We start from the raw sequence: 22,266 nt of genomic DNA on the forward strand, positions 1-22,266 counted from the left end.
ATCGTTACCGCAGAATAAAAGCTGTATAAAGCACGTCAGTGACGACCTGTTTTGGTTGTCCGGCAACGAGCGGCGCGGCCAGTGTCTCTTTAATGGCGGCAATCAGTTTTTGTTTGCCAGCTTCTGTTGAGAGCTCGGCGGCATTCTGACGGGAAAACAACAACAGCAGACGGCTGCGCACTTCCGGCAGATATTCATTTAATCGCGCGCGCGTCGCTTCGTCTTTCAGACGCAGGGTCACGCCGATATACAACACGCGATCCGCATCGCCCAGATTGACGGTAAACGTATCCAGCGCAAAAAATACCGGCGCGGGCGGCGGAGCCGGTTCCGCTTTAGCGTTCGTGGTCGGTTGCTGCTGCATACGCCAGTAGCTATAACCGGCGGTCGCGCAGGCGGCGAGGGTAATCAACACCAGCAAAGGTATCCAAATCGAGCGTTTGCTCTTTTTGTTAATCGCGGAGTCAGTCATCTGATACGGGCTTCCTGTTTCGGTACTGCTTATTGGCTGATTATCCCGTGTCCTGTCCACGACAAAGCGTGGAAAAGACGCGGATAATCATGCTACCTCTGGCGTTAGGCGAAGATATCCACTGCGCCATTGCCGCGCGCGGCGGCCTGAAGCGAGGCCGGCGCCGCTAACGCTATGTCATCTTCAGCGCCAAACGCGTCCGTGTGTTGGGCGCGGGAAGACTGTTGTTGCGACGAAGACTGCTGCTGTCCGGCAAAGCTTTCGCTACTGATACTGCTTTGTCCCAACTGAATGCCGCTTTCCGCCAACTGGGTGCGCAACATGGGCAGGGCGGCTTCCAGCGCGGCGCGGACATGGCTGTGCGGCGATACCATCTGGAGCTGCGCCTGATTGTCATCCAGCTTGAGCGAAATATGCACCTGACCTAACTCTTCCGGATGCAATCGAAGCTGCGCGCTTTGCTGTCCCTGACGCGTAAATAACATGACCTGCTGACTGAACGTTTGCTGCCATTCATGGCTGCCTAACGGCGCGCTGAGTACCGGGGCTGAGGCGACAGGTAGCGGTTGCGCCGTGGCGCTGCTGAGCGTCGGCATTGCCGCGCCATGCGTTACTGGCGCGGGCGGGCTATCCACCTCCACTTTCGCGCTGGTCGCGGCGGCAGCGACTACCAGCGGCGTCAGTGCTGGCCCCGTGGCGCGATCGTCGCTGGCGCGCGCAAGCGACGCCTCGGTTTTCCCTTTTTCATGCTCGCTAAAAGAGAGCGTATGTGTCTCTTCCTGCGGCGCCGATGGCATGTCGCCGCGTAACAGTGACGGCAAGGCGATGTGATTTTCAGCCGGCGTTTCTCCGGCGACAGGCGTCGCGACAGGTTGTCCGGGCAGCATGGCGAATAAGGCGCTCAGACTGGCAAGATCCTCATCGCTCAGCGCGGGCGTTTTCTCATCATGCTGCGCCGTCTTACTCAGTGCGGCCAGAGCGCTGGTTTTCAACGATGGCGTTAGCGTAGACAGTAGATGCTGCGCTTGTGTCAGATCGGTAAGCGTTTCATCCGTCGCATTCGCTTTTTGCGCCAGCAGGTCGGCAAGCTTCACCGCCTGGCCCGGCTCGCCATGTTGGGTCAGTAGCTCTTTCGATAACTTGCCGCCTGCCGCCTGTAAATCGGCCAGCGTGATGCGGGCGTCTTTGCCCTGTGCGCCGTCTGCGCCTAACGCGCCCGCCAGGAGCGCCAGAAAGTCCTCGGCTGAACCGGTGGTTTTTCCTGACGTCAGACCCGCGGTCATGTCGGTATCGGTGGTGATCAGTTGGGGCAGGGTGATCATTCGGGTTTCCTCATTGCTGCACGCTGAGCAAATTCATCCATCTTTTTCTGATCCATGCGGTTTTCAGCTAACAGCGCTGCCGCGGTTTGTCGGTCCTGTAAGGTTTGCCAGGCCTGAAGTCGCTGCTTTTTCTCACGCCAGCTCTTCAGCGCCAGGTCGACTTTTTGCGTCCACTGCGTAAGCTGGAGGCGATGCTGCTCTATCGCCTTTTCCAGTGTCTGAATAAACTGCTGATAGTTGATCCAGCGATTACTGGCGATGCCGTTGCCCATATCGGTGTTCAAATTACTGCGATACTCATTCTGATAATCGATCAGCATTTTGAGCTGTTCTTCCGCCTGTTGGCAGCCGCGACGCATTTCGCCCAGTAAACGCGCCGCGTCATCTACCTCTTTTTCGGCCAGATCTTTGAGTGTTTCCAGAGCGCCATGTTGTGCCATGATCGTCGCCCTCCTGCTTTATCACACCGTCGGGAAAATTAAATCGAGCGCCTGCAGAGAGTCCTCCCAGTCGGCCCGTTCAAAAATGCCTTGCTGTAAAAACGCTTCCAGTTGCGGCCATAAGGTAATGGCTTTATCGAGCATCGGATCGCTGCCTTTGGCATAGGCGCCGACGCTGACCAGATCGCGGTTACGCTGGAAACTGGAAAGCAACTGTTTAAATAGCCGTACCCGCGCATAGTGCTGCTCGGTAATGAGCGCGGTCATCGCCCGGCTGATTGACGCCTCGATATCAATGGCCGGATAGTGCCCGGCCTCCGCCAGACGGCGGGACAAGACAATGTGCCCGTCGAGGATTGCGCGTGCCGAGTCGGCAATGGGATCTTGTTGGTCGTCCCCCTCGGTCAACACGGTATAAAACGCGGTGATAGAGCCACCGCCGTGGATGCCATTACCGGCACGCTCGACCAGCGCCGGCAGCTTTGCGAACACCGAGGGCGGATAACCTTTGGTGGCTGGCGGTTCGCCGATTGCCAGCGCAATCTCACGCTGCGCCATTGCATAGCGCGTCAGCGAATCCATAATCAGCAACACATGCTGTCCGCGATCGCGAAAGTCTTCGGCGATGCGGGTGGCATAGGCGGCGCCCTGCATTCGCAGCAGCGGCGAGACATCCGCCGGGGCGGCGATCACCACCGAACGCGCGCGACCGTCGGGGCCGAGAATATTTTCGATAAAATCTTTAACTTCGCGGCCACGTTCGCCGATAAGTCCCACGACAATCACGTCCGCCCGCGTGTAGCGCGCCATCATGCCAAGCAGAACCGATTTACCAACGCCGGAACCGGCAAAGAGTCCCATACGCTGACCGCGCCCTACGGTTAACAACGCGTTGATAGCGCGTACGCCGGTATCCAGCACATGTTCGATTGGCGTTCGCTGTAGCGGGTTAAACGGCGGCGTGATTAACGCGCCGGTTTCCAGCGTATCCGGCGCAGGCAGTCCGTCGAGCGGTTTACCGCCGCCATCCAGCACCCGACCAAGCAGGGCCGGGCCGAGCGGTAACTGTTTGCCGCTTTGCAGACCGTCGCCATGCCCGTTACGGGCGTAAACGCGGGCACCGGGCAGAATGCCTTCGACCTCTTCCAGCGGCATTAGAAACAGACGCTGGCCGTTAAAACCGACGACTTCTGATTCCACCTCTTTGGTTTCAGGGCCGTCCTGGCGCTCAATAATGCAGGTGGCGCCCAGCGGAAGCTGGAGACCGGTGGCCTCCAGTACCAGGCCAGTGGCGCGGGTTAAACGTCCATAACGACGCACCGCCGGCAATAACGCCATTTTGGCTTCAAAGTTGTCGAGCGCGGTAAGCCAGCGGGTCAGGCGCGTGGTCATCAGAGCACTCCCGGCGCCGCCAGGCGACACAACTCTTGCCAGCGAGTGGCGACGCTGGCGTCCAGATCGCCCTCATCGGCAGAGACTTTACACCCGCCGTGATGCAACGTTGGATCGCCGCGTAACCGCCATCCGTGAAGACTGAGCGTGGCGCCCAGCATCTCTTCCACCCGCTGTAAGTCGTCCGGATGCACGCGCAACTGCGGCTTGCCGCTAAAGAGCGGCTCTTGCTGCAACAGTTGTTGGATCTGTTTAATCAGCGCTGAGTTGTCCACCGCCGGCGTTTGGCCGATGACCTGACGTGCGGCCTCCAGGGCCATTTGCATCAGCCGTGAGGCGATAACGCTATCGAGCGCGTCAAGCGTGTTCTGAAACTCGCTCACTAACTGCTGCATACGGGCATGAATCGGCGCCTGCTGCGTCTGCGCCTGGGCTTGTCCTTGCTCCAGCCCCTGCGCTAACCCTTCCTGGTATCCCTGCGCGTGTCCTTTTTGCCGTCCCTCCGCCAGCCCGGCGTTATAACCTTGTTCATGGGCCTGTATTTTTAGCTGCGCCAGCTCCTGCTCCAGCTGCTGTTCGGCAGTGAGTTCGGGCTCCGGCGTATCTTCTGTCAAGGTCACGTTATCAGCCTCAACCGGCACAAAAGTTTCTGGCGGCGGGGCGAGATCGTCGGGGGTCCAGACTTGCCACGGCAATTCATTAGACATAGGTATCCTCGCCGCTGCCAATCACCATTTCGCCGGTTTCCGCCAGACGACGCACAATAAGCAGAATCGCTTTCTGCTCGTTTTCCACCTGAGACAGACGAACCGGGCCACGGTTGGCAAGGTCGTCGCGCAGGATATCGGCGGCGCGCTGGGACATATTGCGCAGGAACTTCTCGCGTAATGGCGGTTCGGCGCCTTTCAGAGCGATCAGCAGCGATTCGGAATCCACTTCCTGCAGCAGACGCTGGATACTGCGATCGTCCACATCCACCAGATTTTCGAACAGGAACATCTCGTCGATGATTTTCTGCGCCAGTTCGCCGTCGAATTCGCGCACAGCGGTAATAACCGCTTCTTCCTGCTGCGTTTTCATCAGGTTGATAATTTCCGCCGCGGTTCTTACGCCACCCATTTTGCTGCGTTTCAGGTTCTGACCATCGAGCAGGCCATTCAGCACTTCGGTCAACTCCGCCAGCGCCGCCGGCTGTACGCCGCCAAATGTCGCGATACGCAGCATCACATCATGACGCAGACGCTCGTCAAACAGCGCCAGAATATCGGCGGCCTGACTGCGTTTGAGGTGGACCAGAATGGTGGCGATAATCTGCGGGTGTTCGTCGCGAATCAGGTCGGCGGCACTCTGCGGTTCCATAAAGTTGAGCGTTTCGATACCGCTGGTGGTATCGCGCGTTTCCAGAATATCTTCCAGCAGGCTGGAGGCGCGTTCTTCGCCCAGCGCTTTAACCAGTACGGAGCGCAGGTATTCGTTGGCGTTGATATTCAGCGCGGCGAACTGCTCCGCTTCTTGCTCAAACTCTGATAGTACGTCCGTCAGTTGTTTGTTGGAGATCTGACGCACGTTAGCCATCGCCGTACTTAACGCCTGTACTTCGCGGGTGGAGAGGTGTTTAAACACCTCTGCCGCCCGGTCTTCGCCAATGGTCATCAACAAAATGACGCTTTTATCGGTACCGCTAAGATTACTCATGATCGTTACTCATCCACTGGCGAATGACCAGCGCCACCACGCGCGGATCGTTGTCTGACATTTCGCGAATACGCTGGCTCATCACCTCAGCGCCCAGACGCTGGTTAGCCCGGCGTTGCTGGAGCTGCTCGTCTTTGCTAAGGCGTACTTCCACGGCTTCTTCGGTTTCCTGGCGAACCTGCGCCTGTTCCTGCGCCGCTTTCGCTTCTTCAACGCGGCGCGTCAACTGCGGACGTACCGCTTTGCGCCACAGAATCCAGGCCACCACCAGCACCAGCAACCAGCGACCTGCCGCGAGCAACTGATCGATAAAGGACTGCTGTTGCCAGAAGGGCAGTTCGCCGCCGGTGTTATCCACTGCGCTAAACGGTGAATTCACCACATTTAGCGTATCGCCGCGTTTATCAGAAAAACCCATCGCTTCACGGGTTAAATCCTCGATCTGTTTCATCTGATCGGCGGTCAATGGCAGCGGTTTGCCATCCGCCAGCGTTTTGTAATTCACCACGACGGCCACGGAGAGACGCTCAATATCGCCCACATTCATTTTGGTGTGACGAATGGTGCGGTCCACTTCGTAGTTACTGGTTTCATTACGCTGTGTACTACGCGGGCCAGCACTGTTACTGTTGGTACTGGTGCTGGTTTGTGGCGTATTCTGCGCGTTTTGTTGATTGGTCGGCGGCGTGGCGATCGGCGCCTCGTTAGGCGGCGCTGGTTGGTTCGACAGCGCGCCAGGCACGCCGCCGGGATAGCCCGCGCCTACCTGTTCGCTAATATTCAACTGACGTGAACGCAGAGTGGCCTTCGACGCATCGCCGTTCGGGCTGTAGTGCTCTTCCGTCTGCTCTTTATTGGCAAAATCCAACTGGGCGGTTACCTGAGCGTGAACATTACCGTTCCCGACGATAGGCGACAGAATGGCTTCGATACGGCGTTGGATACGGCTTTCCACATCATTAGCAAATTTTAATTGCGCGTCATTAAGGTCGCGACCGCTGGTATTGGATTGCGTGAGCAGATGACCGGATTGATCGACCAGAGTGACGTTTCCTGGCGGCAAACCGGCGACAGCGCTGGAAACCAGATGTACCACGGCGCTAATTTGTCCTTCATCCAGCGCCCGTCCCGGTTCCAGTGTGACGGTGACGGAGGCGGAAGGGGATTTTTGTTCCCGCACAAATAGCGACGGCTTTGGCATCGCCAGGTGAACGCGGGCGCTTTTTACCGGCCCCAGCGTCTCGATCGTCCGGGCCAGTTCACCTTCCAGCGCGCGCTGATAATTCACCTGCTCGCTGAACTGGCTGATACCGAATTTTTCCTGATCAAGCAGTTCAAAGCCTACCGCGCCGCCTTTAGGCAGCCCCTGCTGCGCCAGACGCAGACGCAGTTCATGCACTTTGTCGGCGGGCACTTCAATCGCGCCGCTGCCATTGGCAAAGCGATAGGGGATATTCATCTGGGTCAACTGCGCGACGATCGCGCCGCCGTCCTGATCGGAAAGGTTGCTAAATAGCGTGCGGTAATCGGGCGTTTTGGCCCACAGCACCATCGCAACGACGATCGCCACGGCAGCGGAACCCGCCACAATTAACGGAATTCGGGGATTCGCGCGTAGGCGATTAAGCCACTCGAGAGGTTTAGGTTGGGTTGCAGTCGATGCAGTCGCACTCATCTCGCACCTCGTGACTGATCGTGGACGGCGTTTTTTGCAAAGTGGAACAAGACTCACTCCCGGGTCAGCAAACTCGAAAAATTGACGGTCTCATTATTTGTGGTTTCGAATTTTTCTATGCGCTAAAAACCGAGGTTTTTTATCGTTATTTAACGCCTTTATCTTATTGACAAACTGGTAATCTCTGCTGCGTAAAAAATCATCCAGGGGAATAGCATGGCAGCAATACAGGGGATTGAAGGGGTTATTAGCCAGTTACAGGCGACGGCGATGGCCGCGCGCGGGCAAGACACGCACTCGCAGTCGACGGTGAGTTTTGCCGGCCAGCTACATGCTGCGCTGGATCGTATTAGCGACAGACAAGCGGCGGCGCGCGTTCAGGCGGAAAAATTCACTCTGGGTGAGCCGGGCATTGCGCTTAATGACGTGATGGCCGATATGCAAAAAGCGTCCGTCTCTATGCAAATGGGGATTCAGGTGCGCAACAAGCTGGTCGCCGCGTATCAGGAAGTCATGTCCATGCAGGTTTAAGCCAGGGCTGACAACACATCCGCAGCGAACTCCCGGGCGCTTACCTACGTCAGCGGCGGGGGACGCGACGCCCATGCAACCAGTGCGTGATTATGTGGGCTTATTTTTGCGAGGCGCGCTCATTTTATTGATAAGCGGGTTGCACATTGTTGCAGGGATTTATTAAAAATAGGGTACGCCTGTTTACTAACGCCATTCATTCCTACTATTCGTTCTGATGCTATTGTCATTGAGTTTGCAATCCAGAATGTTCCTGCAATATATGCGCCGTTGCGATAATACACGGTAAATTCTTTATTAATGCCTGGAATATCTGTTTCATGGAGATCCAGTATATACCCATACGGGGACAGATTATCAGCGAGACAGCGGGCAATGGCGCTCGGATGTGCATTGACCACTGTGACGGGTGAATAACGGGCAGCGGCAAGACAGACGACTCCAATAATGGAGATGAAAATAATTTTTATCATTTTTTTGGCTTCTGCTGTGCATAAATAAATCATCACCTGATGATGTCAGTGAGTAAAAATATAAATACCTGATAGTCTTTTATGGCGTAGACGGAAAATAATAATTGTTTTATGTTTTGATTAAAATAACCCTGGATTTTTCATCGGCTCAGACAAAATTAAAACGGTATACGTTATATAATAGATTTATGCCACGGCGCACAAGACGACCTTGTCTGATTTCTTTTATGCGTTGTAGATTTTTGCCGGTTATGCCGTAAAAGGTCTCCCGCCGTAACGTACAGCGGGAGTATGCGCTTATTTTTGAATCAGATAACGAATTGTCGGGCCATCCTGTTGGATATCCAGCACCGTATAGCCGTGATTGCGCGCATCCAGTGGAATATTATTAATGGATTGCGGACAGTCGCTCACCACTTCCAGGATCTCACCTTTTTTTAGCTGCGGCATCGCTTCCAGAGTGGCGACCGCCGGGTACGGGCAAGGTTCGCCAACCATATCCAGACGGTAATCAGGGACGATATTTTTCATACAGATTCCTTAGCAGGCGTCAGCCCCGCACGGCGGAAAAAACGTTTTTCCCAGCCGATGATTAACATCAGCGCGGTAAATAACAACAGATAGGTGACCAGCAGACCGCCCAGCGGACCAAAGGTATTCAGCAGGTTAACTTTATCCCAACTGGTCGCCAGCGCGGGCGCGAAATCATCCCAGTAGTAAGCCAGGATGGTCGAACCGATGACATTGCCGAGGCCTACCCACCAGTAATGCACCTGGCCTTCTACGGCGCGGTACATCCAGCCGGTTTCGCAGCCGCCCGCCAGCACGATGCCAAAACCGAACAGCAGTCCGCCAATGACCGCATTCGGGCCAGCCCACATAATTTTAGGTGCAACGCCCAACTGCACGTAGCTGAAAATACCAATGGCGCTGACCGCCATGCCGAAAATAATCGCTTTCGCCATATGGGCGCGTCCGGAGATCCACAGATCGCGAAAGGCCGAGGTAAAGCAGATTTGCGCGCGTTCGATCAGCAGCCCAAACCCGACGCCGAACAGCATCGCCAGCCCCAGTTTCGGCTGATGCATTGCCGTTAATAACGCCCAGCCAATCATGCCGATAAAGACCAGCATACCGAGCCTGAAACGCCGTCTTGCCTGATCCGGTTTCTGCGTCAGTGGCGAAGCCGCGGAGACCTTCTGCATTTTCACCGGTATGCGAAATATCGGCAGCAACGTAAAGCGGGCGCCGAACCAGGAGCCGATAGCGGTCGCCAGCGCAAAGAACCACGCGTGTAGGGAGAACTGCGGGATCCCGGTAAAAAAGGCGGCCAGGTTACACCCCATCGCCAGACGCGCGCCGAAGCCAGCGATAATGCCTCCGGCCACCGCCTGTACGATACGGATTCGGCTGCGCGGCATACGCAGTTTTACGTTGTTGGCCCACAGCGCCGCGGCGAAACAGCCGCCGAACATGCCGAGGATCATCATGCCGTCGATACGCGTCAGCGGCGTACCTTCCAGATGAATCAGCTTGTAGTAGCCCCACTGTTCGGCATGAACGCCAAAAAGCTGCAAAATTTGCCCGCCCCAGCGGGTAAATTCGCCCGTCACGGCCCAAAACGTGCCGGTGATGCCAAAATAGTAGGTAGAGAGAATACCGGCTGCGATCACCGCAGGGGCCGGCGCCCAGAATTTAATTAACCAGGTTTGCTTGAAGTGTTGCCATGACATGTGTTTAGCCTCTGAACTCAGAAGGTGTGAAACAAGAAGTGCGCATACTACACCGATCACAGAATTTGCCTACACCTAATAAGCGGTAATACCGACTGGATCAAATTGCGGCCAGCGCCTGGAAAGGCTGGCGGCGTCAGGGCTTTAATGCCACAATTCTTCTTTCTTCTGATGCAGGATGAATGATGAAAAAAGTAGCGATCGTTGGCGCATTGCTGGTTCTGGCCGGATGCGCCGAGGTGGAAAACTATAATGATGTGGTGAAAACGCCCGCGCCGGCCGGTCTGGAAGGGTACTGGCAGTCAAAAGGCCCGCAACGTAAGCTGGTGAGCCCTGAAGCTATCGCCAGCCTGGTGGTGACTAAAGAAGGCGATACGCTGGACTGCCGCCAGTGGCAGCGCGTTATTGCTCTGCCGGGCAAGCTGACCATGCTCTCCGATGACTTAACCAATGTTACGGTTAAGCGTGAGCTCTATGAGATTGAGCGCGACGGGAATACCCTGGAATATGATGGCATGACGCTGCAACGGGTCGCTCGTCCGACGCCGGAGTGCGCCGCCGCGTTAGAAAAAACGCCGCTGCCGACGCCGCTGCCGTAATTTCGCTTCCCGGCAGCGCTCTGCCGCCGGGAACGCTCATCACACGTCCTCAATGACCCACACGCTGACGCTGCCTGCGTTGCAGAAGAACGTCGCTTCGCCTTGATCATTAGTTACAACATACTCATCCCGGTTTCCCAGAAAATCACGCCAGGTCTTGTTAGCGTAATTGTCGCCGAGCAGGAGGGTTTTTTCACCGTCGTCGCCATTGGAAAGTACGACCACACAGCCTGGATTCTCTTCAGTACCGCTGCGACTAAAGGCGATACAGTTAGGATGATCGAAAAAGAGTGTTTGTATACCGTGCGCAAAACGCTGACGAGCGAGGATCAGCCGATCCAGTTGGTTAATCACCGGCATGTCGACCCGACAGGTCTCGCCATTTTCGCCGCTATCCTCATAGCTGGCGCCGTATAAATCGGGATAAAACACTGACGGCACGCCGTTTTCACGAAGCAGGATCAGCGCATAGGCCAATGGTTTGAACCAGGGTTCTACCGGCGCTTCCAGCGCCTGTAACGGTTGTGTATCGTGGTTAGCGACCAGCGTCACCGCATGAAAAGGGTCGGCTTCTACCAGCGTGCCGGTGAAAATGTGGCGCATGTCATACTCCGCGCCCTGGCGCGAGGCCTCGTGAAATTTCATCTGCAACGGCGCGTCGAACAGCATGGTTTTCCCGTCGACCTGATCGATGTACGTTTGCAGTTTATCCACTTCATGCGACCAGTATTCTGCGACAATAAACAGCGGTTTTGGCGCAACCGCCTGTACATGCTCAATCCATTCTTTATAAAACCAGGCGGGTATATGTTTTACCGCGTCCAGGCGAAAGCCGTCACAGTGGGTTTGTTCCATGACCCAACGAGCCCAATATTTAATCTCTTCCGTAACCGCATGATTGCGAAAATCGATATTTTCACCCATCAGATAGTCGAAATTACCCATCTCATCATCAACCTGATCGTTCCAGCCATCGCCGGTATAGTCATTGACGATCTTAAAAATGCCGTCTTCGTCGGGATTCTCGATGTGATCAATGCCGCTGAAACAGTGATAGTCCCAAATAAAGTTGGAATACTGGCCCGCGCGGGCAGGGAAGGTGTAGCGCGTCCAGCCTTCGCATTCAATGATGTTGTCATCGATTTGCGTGCGGTCATCCTGATTCACGCGCTGAACGCGAATACGTTCTTTTTCGTCTGCGCCCATTTTGTGGTTCACGACGACGTCGAGCAGCACCGCAATATTATTTTTTTTGAGCGCGTCTATCGCCGTCAGTAACTGGCGTTTATCGCCGTACTTTGTCGCGATAGTTCCTTTTTGGTCAAATTCGCCGAGGTCAAACAGGTCGTAGGTATCATAGCCTACGGAATAGCCGCCGGAGGCGCCTTTACAGGCGGGCGGTAGCCAGACCATATTGATACCGATATCATTCAGCCCATCAGCACGTTCCGCCAGCTCAGACCAGAGTTTACCGCCGTCGGGATAATACCAGTGGAAGTACTGCAATAACGTGGGGTTTTTCATCTTCCGTGCTCCAGAAGTCGTTTAGCCGACCTCTGGAGTATGGAAGAATTTTCATACGAGACGGGAAAATATTATGAGGCGCCAGGCGCATCTGGCACGAGTAACATACCGGAAAGACGGCCATACGCGTTGTTGAGTGATTTTTGGCGGGTGGATTGTCCGATCAAACTACTCAGTTCATCCAGTCGCTGTTGCAGCAGCCCTTTCAGGAGCTGCTCATTGTCCAGCGTTTGTTTGATGTATCCGGCGACCATATCCTGAATACTTCGCGTAATGCCCGGTGGAGTTTGCTTTTCCATCACCGTTTCAATACTTTGCAGATAGGAGACCTCTTGTTGCAGTAAGAGATCCCATTCACCTCGCTGCGCAAGTTCAAGCAGCGATTGACTGAGCAGCGCAATACGCTGCCAACGGTTGATAAACTCCACGGTTGAGGTCATTAACGAGACTCCTGGAAAGATGCTTTCGGTGAAATCTGCTTCCAGGCTTCTGCAATATTGCTGAGTAACCCTTCCACTTCTTCGATGGCCTGAGCGTCGTTACGCAAATTAGCCTGCAGTAAACGGCGAATCATATAGTCGTATAGCTCGGAAAGATTCGTCGCAATCTCACCGCCTTTTTCCTGATCGAGGCCGGCTTTCAGCCCGTTATCGATAATATTGATGGCTTTGCTTAACGCTTCACCTTTCGCGACAACATCGCCTTGTTCTAAAAACAGGCGAGCGCGCACCAGAGCGCTATTCGCGCCATCAAACAACATTTCAATCAACTGATGCGGGCTGGCGCTCATCACGGCGCTTTCCACGCTGACTTGCGCATAAGCTTTGATACCGCTCGCGGTGTACATGGTGACCTCTGTTATCAGGACTTGTTCATAGCTGTAAATTGCTGGGTCAAATAACTACTGGTGTTATTCAGCTTACTCATCATGGTATCCAGTTGGGTAAACTGGGCCTTGTAACGGGCAACGGTTTCATCGATGCTGTTGCTAACGGACAGGTACTGTTTTGTCAGGCTTTTCAGCGTGGCGTTAACGTTGTCCTGCGCATTATCAATAATGCCGTCATCCGCCAGATAACTTTTCACTTCGGTGGCAATTTTGGTGGTGATACCCGTTTCTTTACCATCGCCTACCAGCAGCTCACGCGCTGCGGCTGTGTTATCTTTCAGTACTTTGGTCAGCTTATCATCATCAATCTTCAGTTTGCCGGAAGTCCCATCCTGGGTGATGCCAATTTCCGCCATTGTTTTGAACGCAGAATTACTGCCGCTATTGGCAAATTGTGCCCGAATCCCGGTCTGGATAGTACGAACCACACTATCGCCTAACAGCGCGCCGTTTTTATCGCTGGCTTCTTCGCCCGGCTCAACGGCGGTATATTTGGTTAACGAGCTAAAGGTATCCACCAGCGAGTTATAGGCATCCACCCAGGATTTAATCGCCTCTTTCGCCTTGGTATCATCTTTCGTTACCGTCACGGTCGCGTCGGTCACTTTCTTGGTCAGGGTGAGCGTAATTCCCTGAGGGGCGTCGGTTACGGTATTGCTCTGACGCTCAATGTCGATGCCGTTTACGTTCAGCTTCGCGTTTTCTGCTTTCACCAGCTCTTGCATATTGCCGGTATTGGTGGTGCTGTCATAAGCGAGTAGATCGTTAAGTTTTGTATCGCCTTCCACCGTGATCTTCATCGTATTGTCGGTACCGCTATTGGCGGTAAGCACCAACTGGAATTCGTTCTCTTTGACCTTAACGATACTGGCGGCGATACCGCTGTCGGCGTCATTGATGGCGTCACGGATCGCCTCCATGGAGGTGTCGCCTTTATCCAGCTTAATTTCCAGCGGCTCTTTACGTCCCGGCTGTTCAATTTTAATTGTCCGGGACGTGACCGACGTATCGCCCAACTGCTCTTTGGTGGTCGCGAAGGTGGTTTTTGTCGCCAGCGACTGTGCGGCGGCAAGCTGGGTTACGTTAATCTTATAAGTCCCTGCGGCAGCGCCAGCGGTAGTACTGACTTTGAGATCTTCAGTGGTGCTGGACGCCACGGTAGACTTAAATAAATCCGCTTTATTTAACGCGGTATTTGCCGTCTGGAATTTTTCTAATGCGCTTTTCAATGTGCCATAGGCGGTTAGCTTTGCCGAATTCGCGCTCTGCTGTTTGGTAATTGGCGTTAAGCGTCCTTTTTCGTTCTTTGTCAGGTCTGTCAACAACTGGTCTAACGGTAAGTTTGATCCCACACCTAATGATGAAATTGAAGCCATGCCTTCTTCCTTTTTGATTGCAAACAGTAGTTAAGCGCGTTATCGGCAATCTGGAGGCAAAGTTTAATGATAATTTTGCAAAAATAATGCGCGGAATAATGATGCATAAAGCGGCTATTTCGCCGCCTAAGAAAAAGATCGGGGGAAGTGAAAAATTTTCTAAAGTTCGAAATTCAGGTGCCGATACAAGGGTTACGGTGAGAAACCGTGGGCAACAGCCCAATAACATCAAGTTGTAATTGATAAGGAAAAGATCATGGCACAAGTCATTAATACAAACAGCCTGTCGCTGTTGACCCAGAATAACCTGAACAAATCCCAGTCCGCTCTGGGCACCGCTATCGAGCGTCTGTCTTCCGGTCTGCGTATCAACAGCGCGAAAGACGATGCGGCAGGTCAGGCGATTGCTAACCGTTTTACCGCGAACATCAAAGGTCTGACTCAGGCTTCCCGTAACGCTAACGACGGTATCTCCATTGCGCAGACCACTGAAGGCGCGCTGAACGAAATCAACAACAACCTGCAGCGTGTGCGTGAACTGGCGGTTCAGTCTGCTAACAGCACCAACTCCCAGTCTGACCTCGACTCCATCCAGGCTGAAATCACCCAGCGCCTGAACGAAATCGACCGTGTATCCGGCCAGACTCAGTTCAACGGCGTGAAAGTCCTGGCGCAGGACAACACCCTGACCATCCAGGTTGGTGCCAACGACGGTGAAACTATCGATATCGATCTGAAGCAGATCAACTCTCAGACCCTGGGTCTGGATACGCTGAATGTGCAACAAAAATATAAGGTCAGCGATACGGCTGCAACTGTTACAGGATATGCCGATACTACGATTGCTTTAGACAATAGTACTTTTAAAGCCTCGGCTACTGGTCTTGGTGGTACTGACCAGAAAATTGATGGCGATTTAAAATTTGATGATACGACTGGAAAATATTACGCCAAAGTTACCGTTACGGGGGGAACTGGTAAAGATGGCTATTATGAAGTTTCCGTTGATAAGACGAACGGTGAGGTGACTCTTGCTGGCGGTGCGACTTCCCCGCTTACAGGTGGACTACCTGCGACAGCAACTGAGGATGTGAAAAATGTACAAGTTGCAAATGCTGATTTGACAGAGGCTAAAGCCGCATTGACAGCAGCAGGTGTTACCGGCACAGCATCTGTTGTTAAGATGTCTTATACTGATAATAACGGTAAAACTATTGATGGTGGTTTAGCAGTTAAGGTAGGCGATGATTACTATTCTGCAACTCAAAATAAAGATGGTTCCATAAGTATTAATACTACGAAATACACTGCAGATGACGGTACATCCAAAACTGCACTAAACAAACTGGGTGGCGCAGACGGCAAAACCGAAGTTGTTTCTATTGGTGGTAAAACTTACGCTGCAAGTAAAGCCGAAGGTCACAACTTTAAAGCACAGCCTGATCTGGCGGAAGCGGCTGCTACAACCACCGAAAACCCGCTGCAGAAAATTGATGCTGCTTTGGCACAGGTTGACACGTTACGTTCTGACCTGGGTGCGGTACAGAACCGTTTCAACTCCGCTATTACCAACCTGGGCAACACCGTAAACAACCTGACTTCTGCCCGTAGCCGTATCGAAGATTCCGACTACGCGACCGAAGTTTCCAACATGTCTCGCGCGCAGATTCTGCAGCAGGCCGGTACCTCCGTTCTGGCGCAGGCGAACCAGGTTCCGCAAAACGTCCTCTCTTTACTGCGTTAATCCGGCGATTGATTCACCGACACGTGGTACACAATCAAGGCAGCGAAAGCTGCCTTTTTTAATTCCGGAGCCTGTGTAATGAAAGAAATCACCGTCACTGAACCTGCCTTTGTCACCCGCTTTTCCTGTTCTGGCTCGGCCTGTCGCGACCACTGTTGTAAGGGCTGGAAAATCACGCTGGATAAGACGACGGTTAAAAAATATCTCGCCAGTAAAGACACGACGATTCGTACCATCGCGCAAGACCATATTATCCTGCTGAAAAAGAACAACAGCCACTGGGGCGAAATTAAGCTGCCTTCGGCGCTGGGGAATTGCCCTTATCTGGATGAGGACCGTCTGTGCCGGGTACAAAAAACGTTAGGCGCAAAGGCATTAAGTCATACCTGTTCCTCTTTCCCGCGGGCGCATCATACCTATAAAAATGAGGTGCGTAACTCTCTGAGTCTTGCCTGCCCGGAGGTGACGTCCCGCATTTTAAACGATCCTGACGCAATGGCACTCAGCGAAAAAACAATCATTCAGCAGACATTCAATACTGCGCCGTTATTCCCAGCGCAGCAAAAGTTACTCAATCTGTTTTGCCTGAGTCTGATCAACCATGCCAACAGCAGTACGGAAGCCGCGCTCTATGCGTTGATTAAATTCGTCATGTATGCACAGAAATTTGCCAAAATTGATGATGCCGCGCTGGGCGAACTGGAACAGGTGTATGCCGCGTTACTTGAACAGTTGCAGACCGGCGTGCTGGCGCAGGAGTTAATGAATATCGCGCCGGATAGCAAGGTAAAAACCTCGCTGGTATTGCAGATGCAGGACTATTTCCGCTCGCTCCCGCTTAATCGTGGCAGTGTTATCCTCGATCACTACATCCAGTGTCTTCTGCGGGTGCTGACGGCGGAAGAGGGCGTTTCAATGGAGCAGAAGGTTAGCGATATTGAGTCCTCATTAGCGCGCTGTTTACAGGCGAATGAGCAGCAGAAGAACTGGGCCTTCAGAAATTTAATTCTCTATAAAATTTGGGAAAATAATTTCCCCAACCAGCCGAATGTCGACCCGTTACGCGCGCTGTATATTATCGTGGCGGAATATGCCTTTATTAAGCTATTAACGGCAGCCAGCGTGCATGAGCGCGGGCGTATAGAGTGGGATGACGTTACCAATATTGTGTATAGTTTTCACTCCCGCAGCCAGCATAACAGCGAGGTGGCGAAGAATTTTCATCGCCATATAGAAACGGTGCGTACTGGCGACGATCTGTCGATGATTCATCTTCTGACATAGTTTTGTTCGGGGTGGGCTTTTGCGCATCCCGTTTATTCTATCTGGCTGATTTTATTCTGCTCTTTTAGCCGCTAAAAAGGCGCTACAGGTTACATAAGTGAAATAACCCTTCTTTTATAGCCTTATTCCTTCGATAGAACCCTCTGTAGAAACGGATAATCATGCCGATAACTCATTTAACGCAGGGCTGTTTATCGTGAATTCACTGTATACCGCTGAAGGTGTAATGGATAAACACTCGCTGTGGCAGCGTTATGTACCGCTGGTGCGTCACGAAGCATTGCGCCTGCAGGTGCGATTGCCGGCGAGCGTGGAACTGGACGATCTGCTACAAGCGGGCGGCATCGGGTTATTAAATGCGGTCGACCGATATGACGCTTTGCAAGGAACGGCATTTACCACTTACGCAGTGCAGCGTATTCGTGGGGCGATGCTGGATGAATTACGCAGCCGCGATTGGGTGCCGCGTAGCGTCCGGCGTAATGCCCGCGAAGTGGCGCAGGCGATGGGACAACTGGAGCAGGAACTGGGGCGTAATGCGACGGAAACCGAAGTGGCGGAACGTCTTGGCATCCCTGTTGCGGAGTATCGTCAGATGTTGCTCGATACCAACAACAGCCAACTTTTCTCTTACGATGAGTGGCGGGAAGAGCATGGCGATAGCATCGAACTGGTGACTGAAGAACATCAACAGGAAAACCCGTTACATCAACTGCTGGAGGGCGACCTGCGACAGCGGGTAATGGATGCGATTGAATCGCTGCCGGAACGCGAGCAACTGGTGTTAACGCTGTATTACCAGGAAGAGCTCAATCTCAAAGAGATTGGCGCGGTACTGGAAGTCGGCGAATCGCGGGTCAGCCAGTTGCATAGTCAGGCCATCAAACGATTACGCACCAAACTGGGTAAGTTATAGGTCGCGCATGATCGCACCCGAAAAGTGCCGCACAACGTATAGACTACCAGGAGTTCTCATGACGGTGCAGCAACCTAAAAGGCGGCCTTTGAGCCGCTATCTTAAAGACTTTAAACACAGCCAGACGCATTGCGCGCATTGTCACAAACTGCTCGACCGCATTACGCTGGTTCGCCGTGGCAAGATCGTTAATAAAATCGCTATTTCACAGCTGGATATGCTACTTGACGACGCTGACTGGCAGCGGGAGCAGAAGGAGTGGGTGGCGCTGTGTCGCTTTTGCGGCGATTTGCACTGCAAAAAGCAGAGTGATTTTTTCGATATTATCGGTTTCAAGCAGTATTTGTTTGAACAAACCGAGATGAGCCATGGCACGGTGCGGGAATATGTCGTGCGTTTACGACGCCTTGGCAATTACCTCAGCGAGCAAAACATTTCCCACGATCTGCTGCAGGACGGTTTTCTCGATGAAAGCCTGGCGCCATGGTTGCCGGAAACCAGCACCAATAATTACCGTATCGCACTGCGTAAATACCAGCAATATAAAGCGCATCAGCAGATTGCGCCCAGACAGAAATCCCCCTTTACCGCCAGTTCTGATATATATTAAAAAAGCATAAGATGTAGCAGAGTCGTGTTGGTGAAACGTGGCAAACCTTCTACATTAGGCTGAGTCCCCCAAAGGTTCGCGAGACGTGACGATGCGCCATGGCGGGACACAGTCTATGGTCATTAACGGCAATATTCGGGGTTACTATGAAATTAGCACTGCTGGGACGTCAGGCACTGATGGGAGTAATGGCTGTAGCGCTGGTGGCGGGAATGAGCGCGAAGAGCTTTGCCGATGAGGGTTTGCTGAACAAAGTTAAAGAACGCGGCACGCTGCTGGTAGGGCTGGAAGGTACCTATCCGCCGTTTAGCTTTCAGGGCGAAGACGGCAAATTAACCGGTTTTGAAGTCGATTTCGCCGAGGCGTTGGCAAAACATCTGGGCGTTAAAGCGTCGTTGAAGCCGACCAAATGGGACGGAATGCTGGCGTCGCTGGACGCTAAACGTATTGATGTGGTGATAAACCAGGTCACGATTTCAGACGTCCGCAAGAAAAAATATGATTTCTCTACGCCTTATACTGTCTCCGGCATTCAGGCGCTGGTGAAAAAAGGCAATGAAGGCACGATCAAAACGGCTGCCGATCTGCAGGGCAAAAAAGTCGGCGTTGGGCTGGGGACTAACTATGAAGAGTGGCTACGTCAACATGTGCAGGGCGTGGATATCCGTACCTATGACGATGATCCTACAAAATACCAGGATCTGCGCGTAGGCCGTATTGACGCGATTTTAGTCGATCGTCTGGCGGCGCTGGATCTGGTGAAAAAAACCAAAGGTACGCTGGCCGTCACCGGTGATGCGTTTTCGCGTCAGGAGTCCGGCGTTGCGTTACGTAAAGGCAACGAAGACTTGCTGAAGGCGGTAGATAACGCCATTGCGGAAATGCAAAAAGATGGCACCTTAAAAGCGCTCTCTGAAAAATGGTTTGGCGCTGACGTGACCCAATAATGTTCTACGTTGCCCGGCAGGCAGTGCGCCACCGGGCAATATCAACCTCATACTATGTCAGCAAACGGAGGCGCGTGAATCGGCGCCTTTTTTATTTCCGTTAGATCAACGTGCATAATAAAAAGAACACACCACAACGTTACCGGAGGCTCAATGCCACTACATCACTTAACGCGCTTCCCTCGCCTGGAGTTTATCGGCGCGCCGACCCCGCTCGAATACCTGCCGCGATTGTCTGATTATCTTGGCCGTGAGATTTACATTAAGCGCGATGACGTTACGCCCATTGCAATGGGCGGCAATAAACTGCGCAAGCTGGAGTTTTTGGTGGCCGACGCGCTGCGAGAAGGGGCGGATACGCTGATAACCGCAGGGGCGATTCAGTCGAACCATGTCCGTCAGACGGCGGCAGTCGCGGCCAAATTGGGACTGCATTGCGTCGCCTTGCTAGAAAATCCAATCGGTACCACCGCGGAAAATTACCTGACGAATGGTAATCGCCTGTTACTGGATTTATTTAATACGCAAATTGAGATGTGCGATGCGCTAACCGATCCGGATGCGCAGCTGCAAACGCTGGCGACGCGCATTGAAGCGCAAGGGTTCAGGCCCTATGTGATTCCGGTCGGCGGTTCCAGCGCGCTGGGGGCAATGGGATACGTAGAGAGCGCCCTGGAAATCGCCCAGCAGTGTGAAGAGGTCGTCGGGCTCTCTTCGGTGGTGGTGGCCTCCGGCAGCGCCGGAACGCACGCCGGGTTAGCTGTCGGGCTGGAACATCTGATGCCGGATGTCGAACTGATTGGCGTGACCGTTTCACGTTCTGTCGCCGAGCAGAAACCCAAAGTGATTGCCTTGCAGCAGGCTATTGCCGGTCAGCTGGCGCTGACGGCGACGGCGGATATCCATTTATGGGATGACTATTTTGCCCCGGGTTACGGCGTGCCAAATGACGCGGGGATGGAGGCGGTGAAACTGCTGGCGAGCCTGGAGGGGGTGCTGCTGGATCCGGTATATACCGGTAAAGCGATGGCGGGTCTGATAGACGGCATCAGCCAGAAACGCTTTAACGATGACGGGCCGATTCTCTTTATTCACACCGGTGGGGCGCCTGCGCTGTTTGCCTACCATCCTCATGTATAACCTCCAGGTAATCAACGCGAATGCAAGAAAGTATCCAACTGGTTATTGAATCGCTGCCGTATTTGCTTAAAGGCGCCGTCTTTACCCTGCAACTGAGTATTGGCGGTATGTTTTTTGGTCTGCTGCTGGGATTTGTGCTGGCGCTGATGCGGATGTCTCCGCTATGGCCGGTTCGCTGGCTGGCGCGCTTTTATATCTCGATTTTTCGCGGTACGCCGCTTATCGCCCAGTTATTTATGATCTATTACGGCCTGCCGCAATTTGGTATTGAGCTGGACCCTATCCCGGCGGCGATGATTGGTTTATCGCTCAATACCGCGGCTTACACGTCCGAGACGCTGCGCGCGGCGATCTCGGCTATCGACAAGGGACAATGGGAAGCGGCGGCGAGCATTGGCATGACGCCGTGGCAAACGCTACGTCGCGCTATTTTGCCGCAGGCCGCTCGCGTCGCGCTTCCGCCGTTGAGCAACAGCTTTATCAGCCTGGTGAAAGATACGTCGCTCGCCGCGACGATTCAGGTGCCGGAGTTGTTCCGCCAGGCGCAGTTAATTACCTCGCGAACGCTGGAGGTGTTTACCATGTATCTGGCCGCGTCGTTAATCTACTGGGTAATGGCGACCGTCTTATCGGCACTGCAAAACTATTTTGAAAACCAGCTTAACCGCCAGGAGAGAGAGCCAAAATGAGTGCGATCGAAGTTACCAACCTGGTCAAAAAATTTCATGGTCAAACGGTGCTGCACGGTATTGACCTTGAGGTGAAGCCCGGAGAAGTCGTCGCCATTATCGGCCCGAGCGGCTCAGGGAAGACAACGTTATTACGCTGTATTAACCTGCTGGAACAACCGGAAGCGGGCACCATTAAAGTGGGCGATATTATCATCGATACCGCCCGCCCATTCAGCCAGCAAAAAGGGTTGATTCGCCAGCTACGCCAGCATGTCGGCTTTGTCTTTCAGAGTTTTAACCTGTTCCCGCATCGTACCGTGCTGGAAAATATCATTGAAGGTCCGGTGATTGTAAAGGGAGAGCCGAAAGCCGAGGCGACGGCGCTGGCGCGGGAACTGTTAGCCAAAGTCGGGTTGGCCGGTAAAGAGTCCCGTTATCCGCGCCGCCTGTCGGGCGGGCAACAGCAGCGCGTGGCGATTGCGCGCGCGCTGGCGATGCGCCCGGAAGTGATTCTGTTTGATGAGCCGACGTCGGCGCTTGATCCTGAATTAGTCGGCGAGGTGCTTAATACGATTCGCCAGCTGGCGCAGGAAAAGCGCACAATGGTGATCGTTACTCACGAAATGAGCTTTGCGCGTGACGTGGCTGATCGGGCAATATTTATGGATCAGGGGCAAATCGTCGAGCAGGGGCCGGCGAAAACCTTGTTCGCCGATCCTCAGCATCCGCGTACCCGCCAGTTCCTTGAGAAATTTTTAGTGAAATAATGCCTTTTCAACGCTCGCCCGAATTAGCCGCGCCTTGGGCGAGTGCAATGAATAATTATGAAGTCA

The 22,266-nt window shown here is 53.5% G+C and carries 24 protein-coding genes; 10 read left to right on the forward strand and 14 right to left on the reverse strand.

The features are described 5' to 3' along the window. Positions 1-4: 4 nt before the first annotated feature. The 7 genes from fliL to fliF all read right to left on the reverse strand — a co-directional run bounded on the left by fliL (position 5) and on the right by fliF (position 6,996). Positions 5-472 carry a flagellar basal body-associated protein FliL gene (fliL, locus tag QEN31_RS09590; protein WP_000132169.1) on the reverse strand — a complete coding sequence of 156 codons (468 nt, stop codon included), beginning with the start codon at positions 470-472 and terminating at the stop codon, positions 5-7. 104 nt (positions 473-576) lie between these two features. Further along, positions 577-1,794, reverse strand: coding sequence for a flagellar hook length control protein FliK (gene fliK, locus QEN31_RS09595; RefSeq protein WP_000631669.1), 1,218 nt, complete (start codon positions 1,792-1,794; stop codon positions 577-579). Beyond that, positions 1,791-2,234, reverse strand: coding sequence for a flagellar export protein FliJ (gene fliJ / locus QEN31_RS09600; RefSeq protein WP_000046981.1), 444 nt, complete (start codon positions 2,232-2,234; stop codon positions 1,791-1,793). The genes fliK and fliJ overlap by 4 nt, the downstream gene beginning before the upstream one ends. Before the next feature lie 21 nt (positions 2,235-2,255). Next, positions 2,256-3,626 (reverse strand): flagellar protein export ATPase FliI, encoded by a 1,371-nt coding sequence (gene fliI, locus QEN31_RS09605; protein WP_000213257.1) that lies wholly within the window; start codon positions 3,624-3,626, stop codon positions 2,256-2,258. Further along, positions 3,626-4,333 carry a flagellar assembly protein FliH gene (gene fliH / locus QEN31_RS09610; protein ID WP_000064163.1) on the reverse strand — a complete coding sequence of 236 codons (708 nt, stop codon included), beginning with the start codon at positions 4,331-4,333 and terminating at the stop codon, positions 3,626-3,628. Before fliH ends, fliI begins: the two co-directional genes overlap by 1 nt. Continuing rightward, positions 4,326-5,321, reverse strand: a complete 996-nt coding sequence (fliG, locus tag QEN31_RS09615; RefSeq protein WP_000067735.1) for a flagellar motor switch protein FliG — start codon at positions 5,319-5,321, stop codon at positions 4,326-4,328. Before fliG ends, fliH begins: the two co-directional genes overlap by 8 nt. After that, on the reverse strand, positions 5,314-6,996 hold the full coding sequence (gene fliF / locus QEN31_RS09620) for a flagellar basal-body MS-ring/collar protein FliF (protein ID WP_001276834.1): 1,683 nt from the start codon (positions 6,994-6,996) through the stop codon (positions 5,314-5,316). Before fliF ends, fliG begins: the two co-directional genes overlap by 8 nt. A 216-nt stretch (positions 6,997-7,212) precedes the next feature. Between fliF and fliE the strand changes: the two genes are divergently transcribed. Then, positions 7,213-7,527, forward strand: coding sequence for a flagellar hook-basal body complex protein FliE (fliE, locus tag QEN31_RS09625; RefSeq protein ID WP_000719036.1), 315 nt, complete (start codon positions 7,213-7,215; stop codon positions 7,525-7,527). Between the two features lie 119 nt (positions 7,528-7,646). Here fliE and QEN31_RS09630 read toward each other — a convergent pair whose 3' ends face one another. The 3 genes from QEN31_RS09630 to yedE form a co-directional block, all read right to left on the reverse strand. Beyond that, a complete protein-coding gene (locus QEN31_RS09630) occupies positions 7,647-8,033 on the reverse strand; it encodes a hypothetical protein (RefSeq protein ID WP_000639596.1) in 387 nt (128 codons plus the stop codon). A gap of 264 nt (positions 8,034-8,297) precedes the next feature. Next, positions 8,298-8,531: a sulfurtransferase-like selenium metabolism protein YedF gene (gene yedF, locus QEN31_RS09635; protein WP_000790504.1), complete on the reverse strand. Its 234-nt coding sequence runs from the start codon at positions 8,529-8,531 to the stop codon at positions 8,298-8,300. Then, positions 8,528-9,733 carry a selenium metabolism membrane protein YedE/FdhT gene (yedE, locus tag QEN31_RS09640; protein ID WP_001535233.1) on the reverse strand — a complete coding sequence of 402 codons (1,206 nt, stop codon included), beginning with the start codon at positions 9,731-9,733 and terminating at the stop codon, positions 8,528-8,530. The genes yedF and yedE overlap by 4 nt, the downstream gene beginning before the upstream one ends. Positions 9,734-9,918: 185 nt before the next feature. Here yedE and yedD point away from each other — a divergent pair, with 185 nt between their 5' ends. Further along, entirely contained in the window at positions 9,919-10,332 is a 414-nt protein-coding gene (yedD, locus tag QEN31_RS09645; RefSeq protein WP_000754694.1) for a lipoprotein YedD, read from the forward strand. 39 nt (positions 10,333-10,371) lie between these two features. Here the strand turns inward: yedD and amyA are convergent, their stop codons facing one another. The 4 genes from amyA to fliD form a co-directional block, all read right to left on the reverse strand. Beyond that, the gene (gene amyA, locus QEN31_RS09650; RefSeq protein WP_000795487.1) at positions 10,372-11,856 is read right to left on the reverse strand and encodes an alpha-amylase; all 1,485 of its coding nucleotides are present in this window, start codon (positions 11,854-11,856) and stop codon (positions 10,372-10,374) included. 71 nt (positions 11,857-11,927) lie between these two features. After that, a complete protein-coding gene (fliT, locus tag QEN31_RS09655; protein ID WP_000204899.1) occupies positions 11,928-12,296 on the reverse strand; it encodes a flagella biosynthesis regulatory protein FliT in 369 nt (122 codons plus the stop codon). Beyond that, positions 12,296-12,703 (reverse strand): flagellar export chaperone FliS, encoded by a 408-nt coding sequence (fliS, locus tag QEN31_RS09660; RefSeq protein ID WP_000287764.1) that lies wholly within the window; start codon positions 12,701-12,703, stop codon positions 12,296-12,298. The genes fliT and fliS overlap by 1 nt, the downstream gene beginning before the upstream one ends. A 14-nt stretch (positions 12,704-12,717) precedes the next feature. Further along, positions 12,718-14,121 carry a flagellar filament capping protein FliD gene (gene fliD / locus QEN31_RS09665; RefSeq protein WP_000146802.1) on the reverse strand — a complete coding sequence of 468 codons (1,404 nt, stop codon included), beginning with the start codon at positions 14,119-14,121 and terminating at the stop codon, positions 12,718-12,720. A gap of 256 nt (positions 14,122-14,377) precedes the next feature. Between fliD and QEN31_RS09670 the strand changes: the two genes are divergently transcribed. From QEN31_RS09670 to tcyN, 8 genes are all read left to right on the forward strand, one after another. Beyond that, the gene (locus QEN31_RS09670) at positions 14,378-15,865 is read left to right on the forward strand and encodes a FliC/FljB family flagellin (RefSeq protein ID WP_000079805.1); all 1,488 of its coding nucleotides are present in this window, start codon (positions 14,378-14,380) and stop codon (positions 15,863-15,865) included. Between the two features lie 78 nt (positions 15,866-15,943). Further along, positions 15,944-17,149, forward strand: a complete 1,206-nt coding sequence (gene fliB, locus QEN31_RS09675) for a flagellin lysine-N-methylase (protein WP_000659236.1) — start codon at positions 15,944-15,946, stop codon at positions 17,147-17,149. Positions 17,150-17,345: 196 nt separating this feature from the next. Next, complete coding sequence (locus QEN31_RS09680; protein ID WP_001087453.1) at positions 17,346-18,065, forward strand: RNA polymerase sigma factor FliA; 720 nt, start codon at positions 17,346-17,348, stop codon at positions 18,063-18,065. Between the two features lie 58 nt (positions 18,066-18,123). Continuing rightward, positions 18,124-18,675 carry a flagella biosynthesis regulatory protein FliZ gene (fliZ, locus tag QEN31_RS09685; protein ID WP_099949654.1) on the forward strand — a complete coding sequence of 184 codons (552 nt, stop codon included), beginning with the start codon at positions 18,124-18,126 and terminating at the stop codon, positions 18,673-18,675. Between the two features lie 146 nt (positions 18,676-18,821). Beyond that, on the forward strand, positions 18,822-19,622 hold the full coding sequence (gene tcyJ, locus QEN31_RS09690) for a cystine ABC transporter substrate-binding protein (RefSeq protein ID WP_000761635.1): 801 nt from the start codon (positions 18,822-18,824) through the stop codon (positions 19,620-19,622). A gap of 153 nt (positions 19,623-19,775) precedes the next feature. After that, complete coding sequence (dcyD, locus tag QEN31_RS09695) at positions 19,776-20,762, forward strand: D-cysteine desulfhydrase (RefSeq protein ID WP_001128180.1); 987 nt, start codon at positions 19,776-19,778, stop codon at positions 20,760-20,762. A 20-nt stretch (positions 20,763-20,782) separates the two neighbouring features. Further along, positions 20,783-21,451, forward strand: coding sequence for a cystine ABC transporter permease (tcyL, locus tag QEN31_RS09700; protein WP_001158238.1), 669 nt, complete (start codon positions 20,783-20,785; stop codon positions 21,449-21,451). Further along, complete coding sequence (tcyN, locus tag QEN31_RS09705; protein WP_001273026.1) at positions 21,448-22,200, forward strand: L-cystine ABC transporter ATP-binding protein TcyN; 753 nt, start codon at positions 21,448-21,450, stop codon at positions 22,198-22,200. The genes tcyL and tcyN overlap by 4 nt, the downstream gene beginning before the upstream one ends. The last annotated feature ends 66 nt before the right edge of the window (positions 22,201-22,266 follow it).

The sequence above is a fragment of the Salmonella sp. SA15303 genome (assembly GCF_029962125.1).
Lineage (GTDB): Bacteria > Pseudomonadota > Gammaproteobacteria > Enterobacterales > Enterobacteriaceae > Salmonella > Salmonella enterica.

Excerpts from the sequence above, each read along its gene's own strand:
- fliL (WP_000132169.1), bottom strand. The coding sequence starts at position 472 with ATGACTGACTCCGCGATTAACAAAAAGAGCAAACGCTCGATTTGGATA.
- fliK (WP_000631669.1), bottom strand. The coding sequence starts at position 1,794 with ATGATCACCCTGCCCCAACTGATCACCACCGATACCGACATGACCGCG.
- fliJ (WP_000046981.1), bottom strand. The coding sequence starts at position 2,234 with ATGGCACAACATGGCGCTCTGGAAACACTCAAAGATCTGGCCGAAAAA.
- fliI (WP_000213257.1), bottom strand. The coding sequence starts at position 3,626 with ATGACCACGCGCCTGACCCGCTGGCTTACCGCGCTCGACAACTTTGAA.
- fliH (WP_000064163.1), bottom strand. The coding sequence starts at position 4,333 with ATGTCTAATGAATTGCCGTGGCAAGTCTGGACCCCCGACGATCTCGCC.
- fliG (WP_000067735.1), bottom strand. The coding sequence starts at position 5,321 with ATGAGTAATCTTAGCGGTACCGATAAAAGCGTCATTTTGTTGATGACC.
- fliF (WP_001276834.1), bottom strand. The coding sequence starts at position 6,996 with ATGAGTGCGACTGCATCGACTGCAACCCAACCTAAACCTCTCGAGTGG.
- fliE (WP_000719036.1), top strand. The coding sequence starts at position 7,213 with ATGGCAGCAATACAGGGGATTGAAGGGGTTATTAGCCAGTTACAGGCG.
- QEN31_RS09630 (WP_000639596.1), bottom strand. The coding sequence starts at position 8,033 with ATGATTTATTTATGCACAGCAGAAGCCAAAAAAATGATAAAAATTATT.
- yedF (WP_000790504.1), bottom strand. The coding sequence starts at position 8,531 with ATGAAAAATATCGTCCCTGATTACCGTCTGGATATGGTTGGCGAACCT.
- yedE (WP_001535233.1), bottom strand. The coding sequence starts at position 9,733 with ATGTCATGGCAACACTTCAAGCAAACCTGGTTAATTAAATTCTGGGCG.
- yedD (WP_000754694.1), top strand. The coding sequence starts at position 9,919 with ATGAAAAAAGTAGCGATCGTTGGCGCATTGCTGGTTCTGGCCGGATGC.
- amyA (WP_000795487.1), bottom strand. The coding sequence starts at position 11,856 with ATGAAAAACCCCACGTTATTGCAGTACTTCCACTGGTATTATCCCGAC.
- fliT (WP_000204899.1), bottom strand. The coding sequence starts at position 12,296 with ATGACCTCAACCGTGGAGTTTATCAACCGTTGGCAGCGTATTGCGCTG.
- fliS (WP_000287764.1), bottom strand. The coding sequence starts at position 12,703 with ATGTACACCGCGAGCGGTATCAAAGCTTATGCGCAAGTCAGCGTGGAA.
- fliD (WP_000146802.1), bottom strand. The coding sequence starts at position 14,121 with ATGGCTTCAATTTCATCATTAGGTGTGGGATCAAACTTACCGTTAGAC.
- QEN31_RS09670 (WP_000079805.1), top strand. The coding sequence starts at position 14,378 with ATGGCACAAGTCATTAATACAAACAGCCTGTCGCTGTTGACCCAGAAT.
- fliB (WP_000659236.1), top strand. The coding sequence starts at position 15,944 with ATGAAAGAAATCACCGTCACTGAACCTGCCTTTGTCACCCGCTTTTCC.
- fliZ (WP_099949654.1), top strand. The coding sequence starts at position 18,124 with ATGACGGTGCAGCAACCTAAAAGGCGGCCTTTGAGCCGCTATCTTAAA.
- tcyJ (WP_000761635.1), top strand. The coding sequence starts at position 18,822 with ATGAAATTAGCACTGCTGGGACGTCAGGCACTGATGGGAGTAATGGCT.
- dcyD (WP_001128180.1), top strand. The coding sequence starts at position 19,776 with ATGCCACTACATCACTTAACGCGCTTCCCTCGCCTGGAGTTTATCGGC.
- tcyL (WP_001158238.1), top strand. The coding sequence starts at position 20,783 with ATGCAAGAAAGTATCCAACTGGTTATTGAATCGCTGCCGTATTTGCTT.
- tcyN (WP_001273026.1), top strand. The coding sequence starts at position 21,448 with ATGAGTGCGATCGAAGTTACCAACCTGGTCAAAAAATTTCATGGTCAA.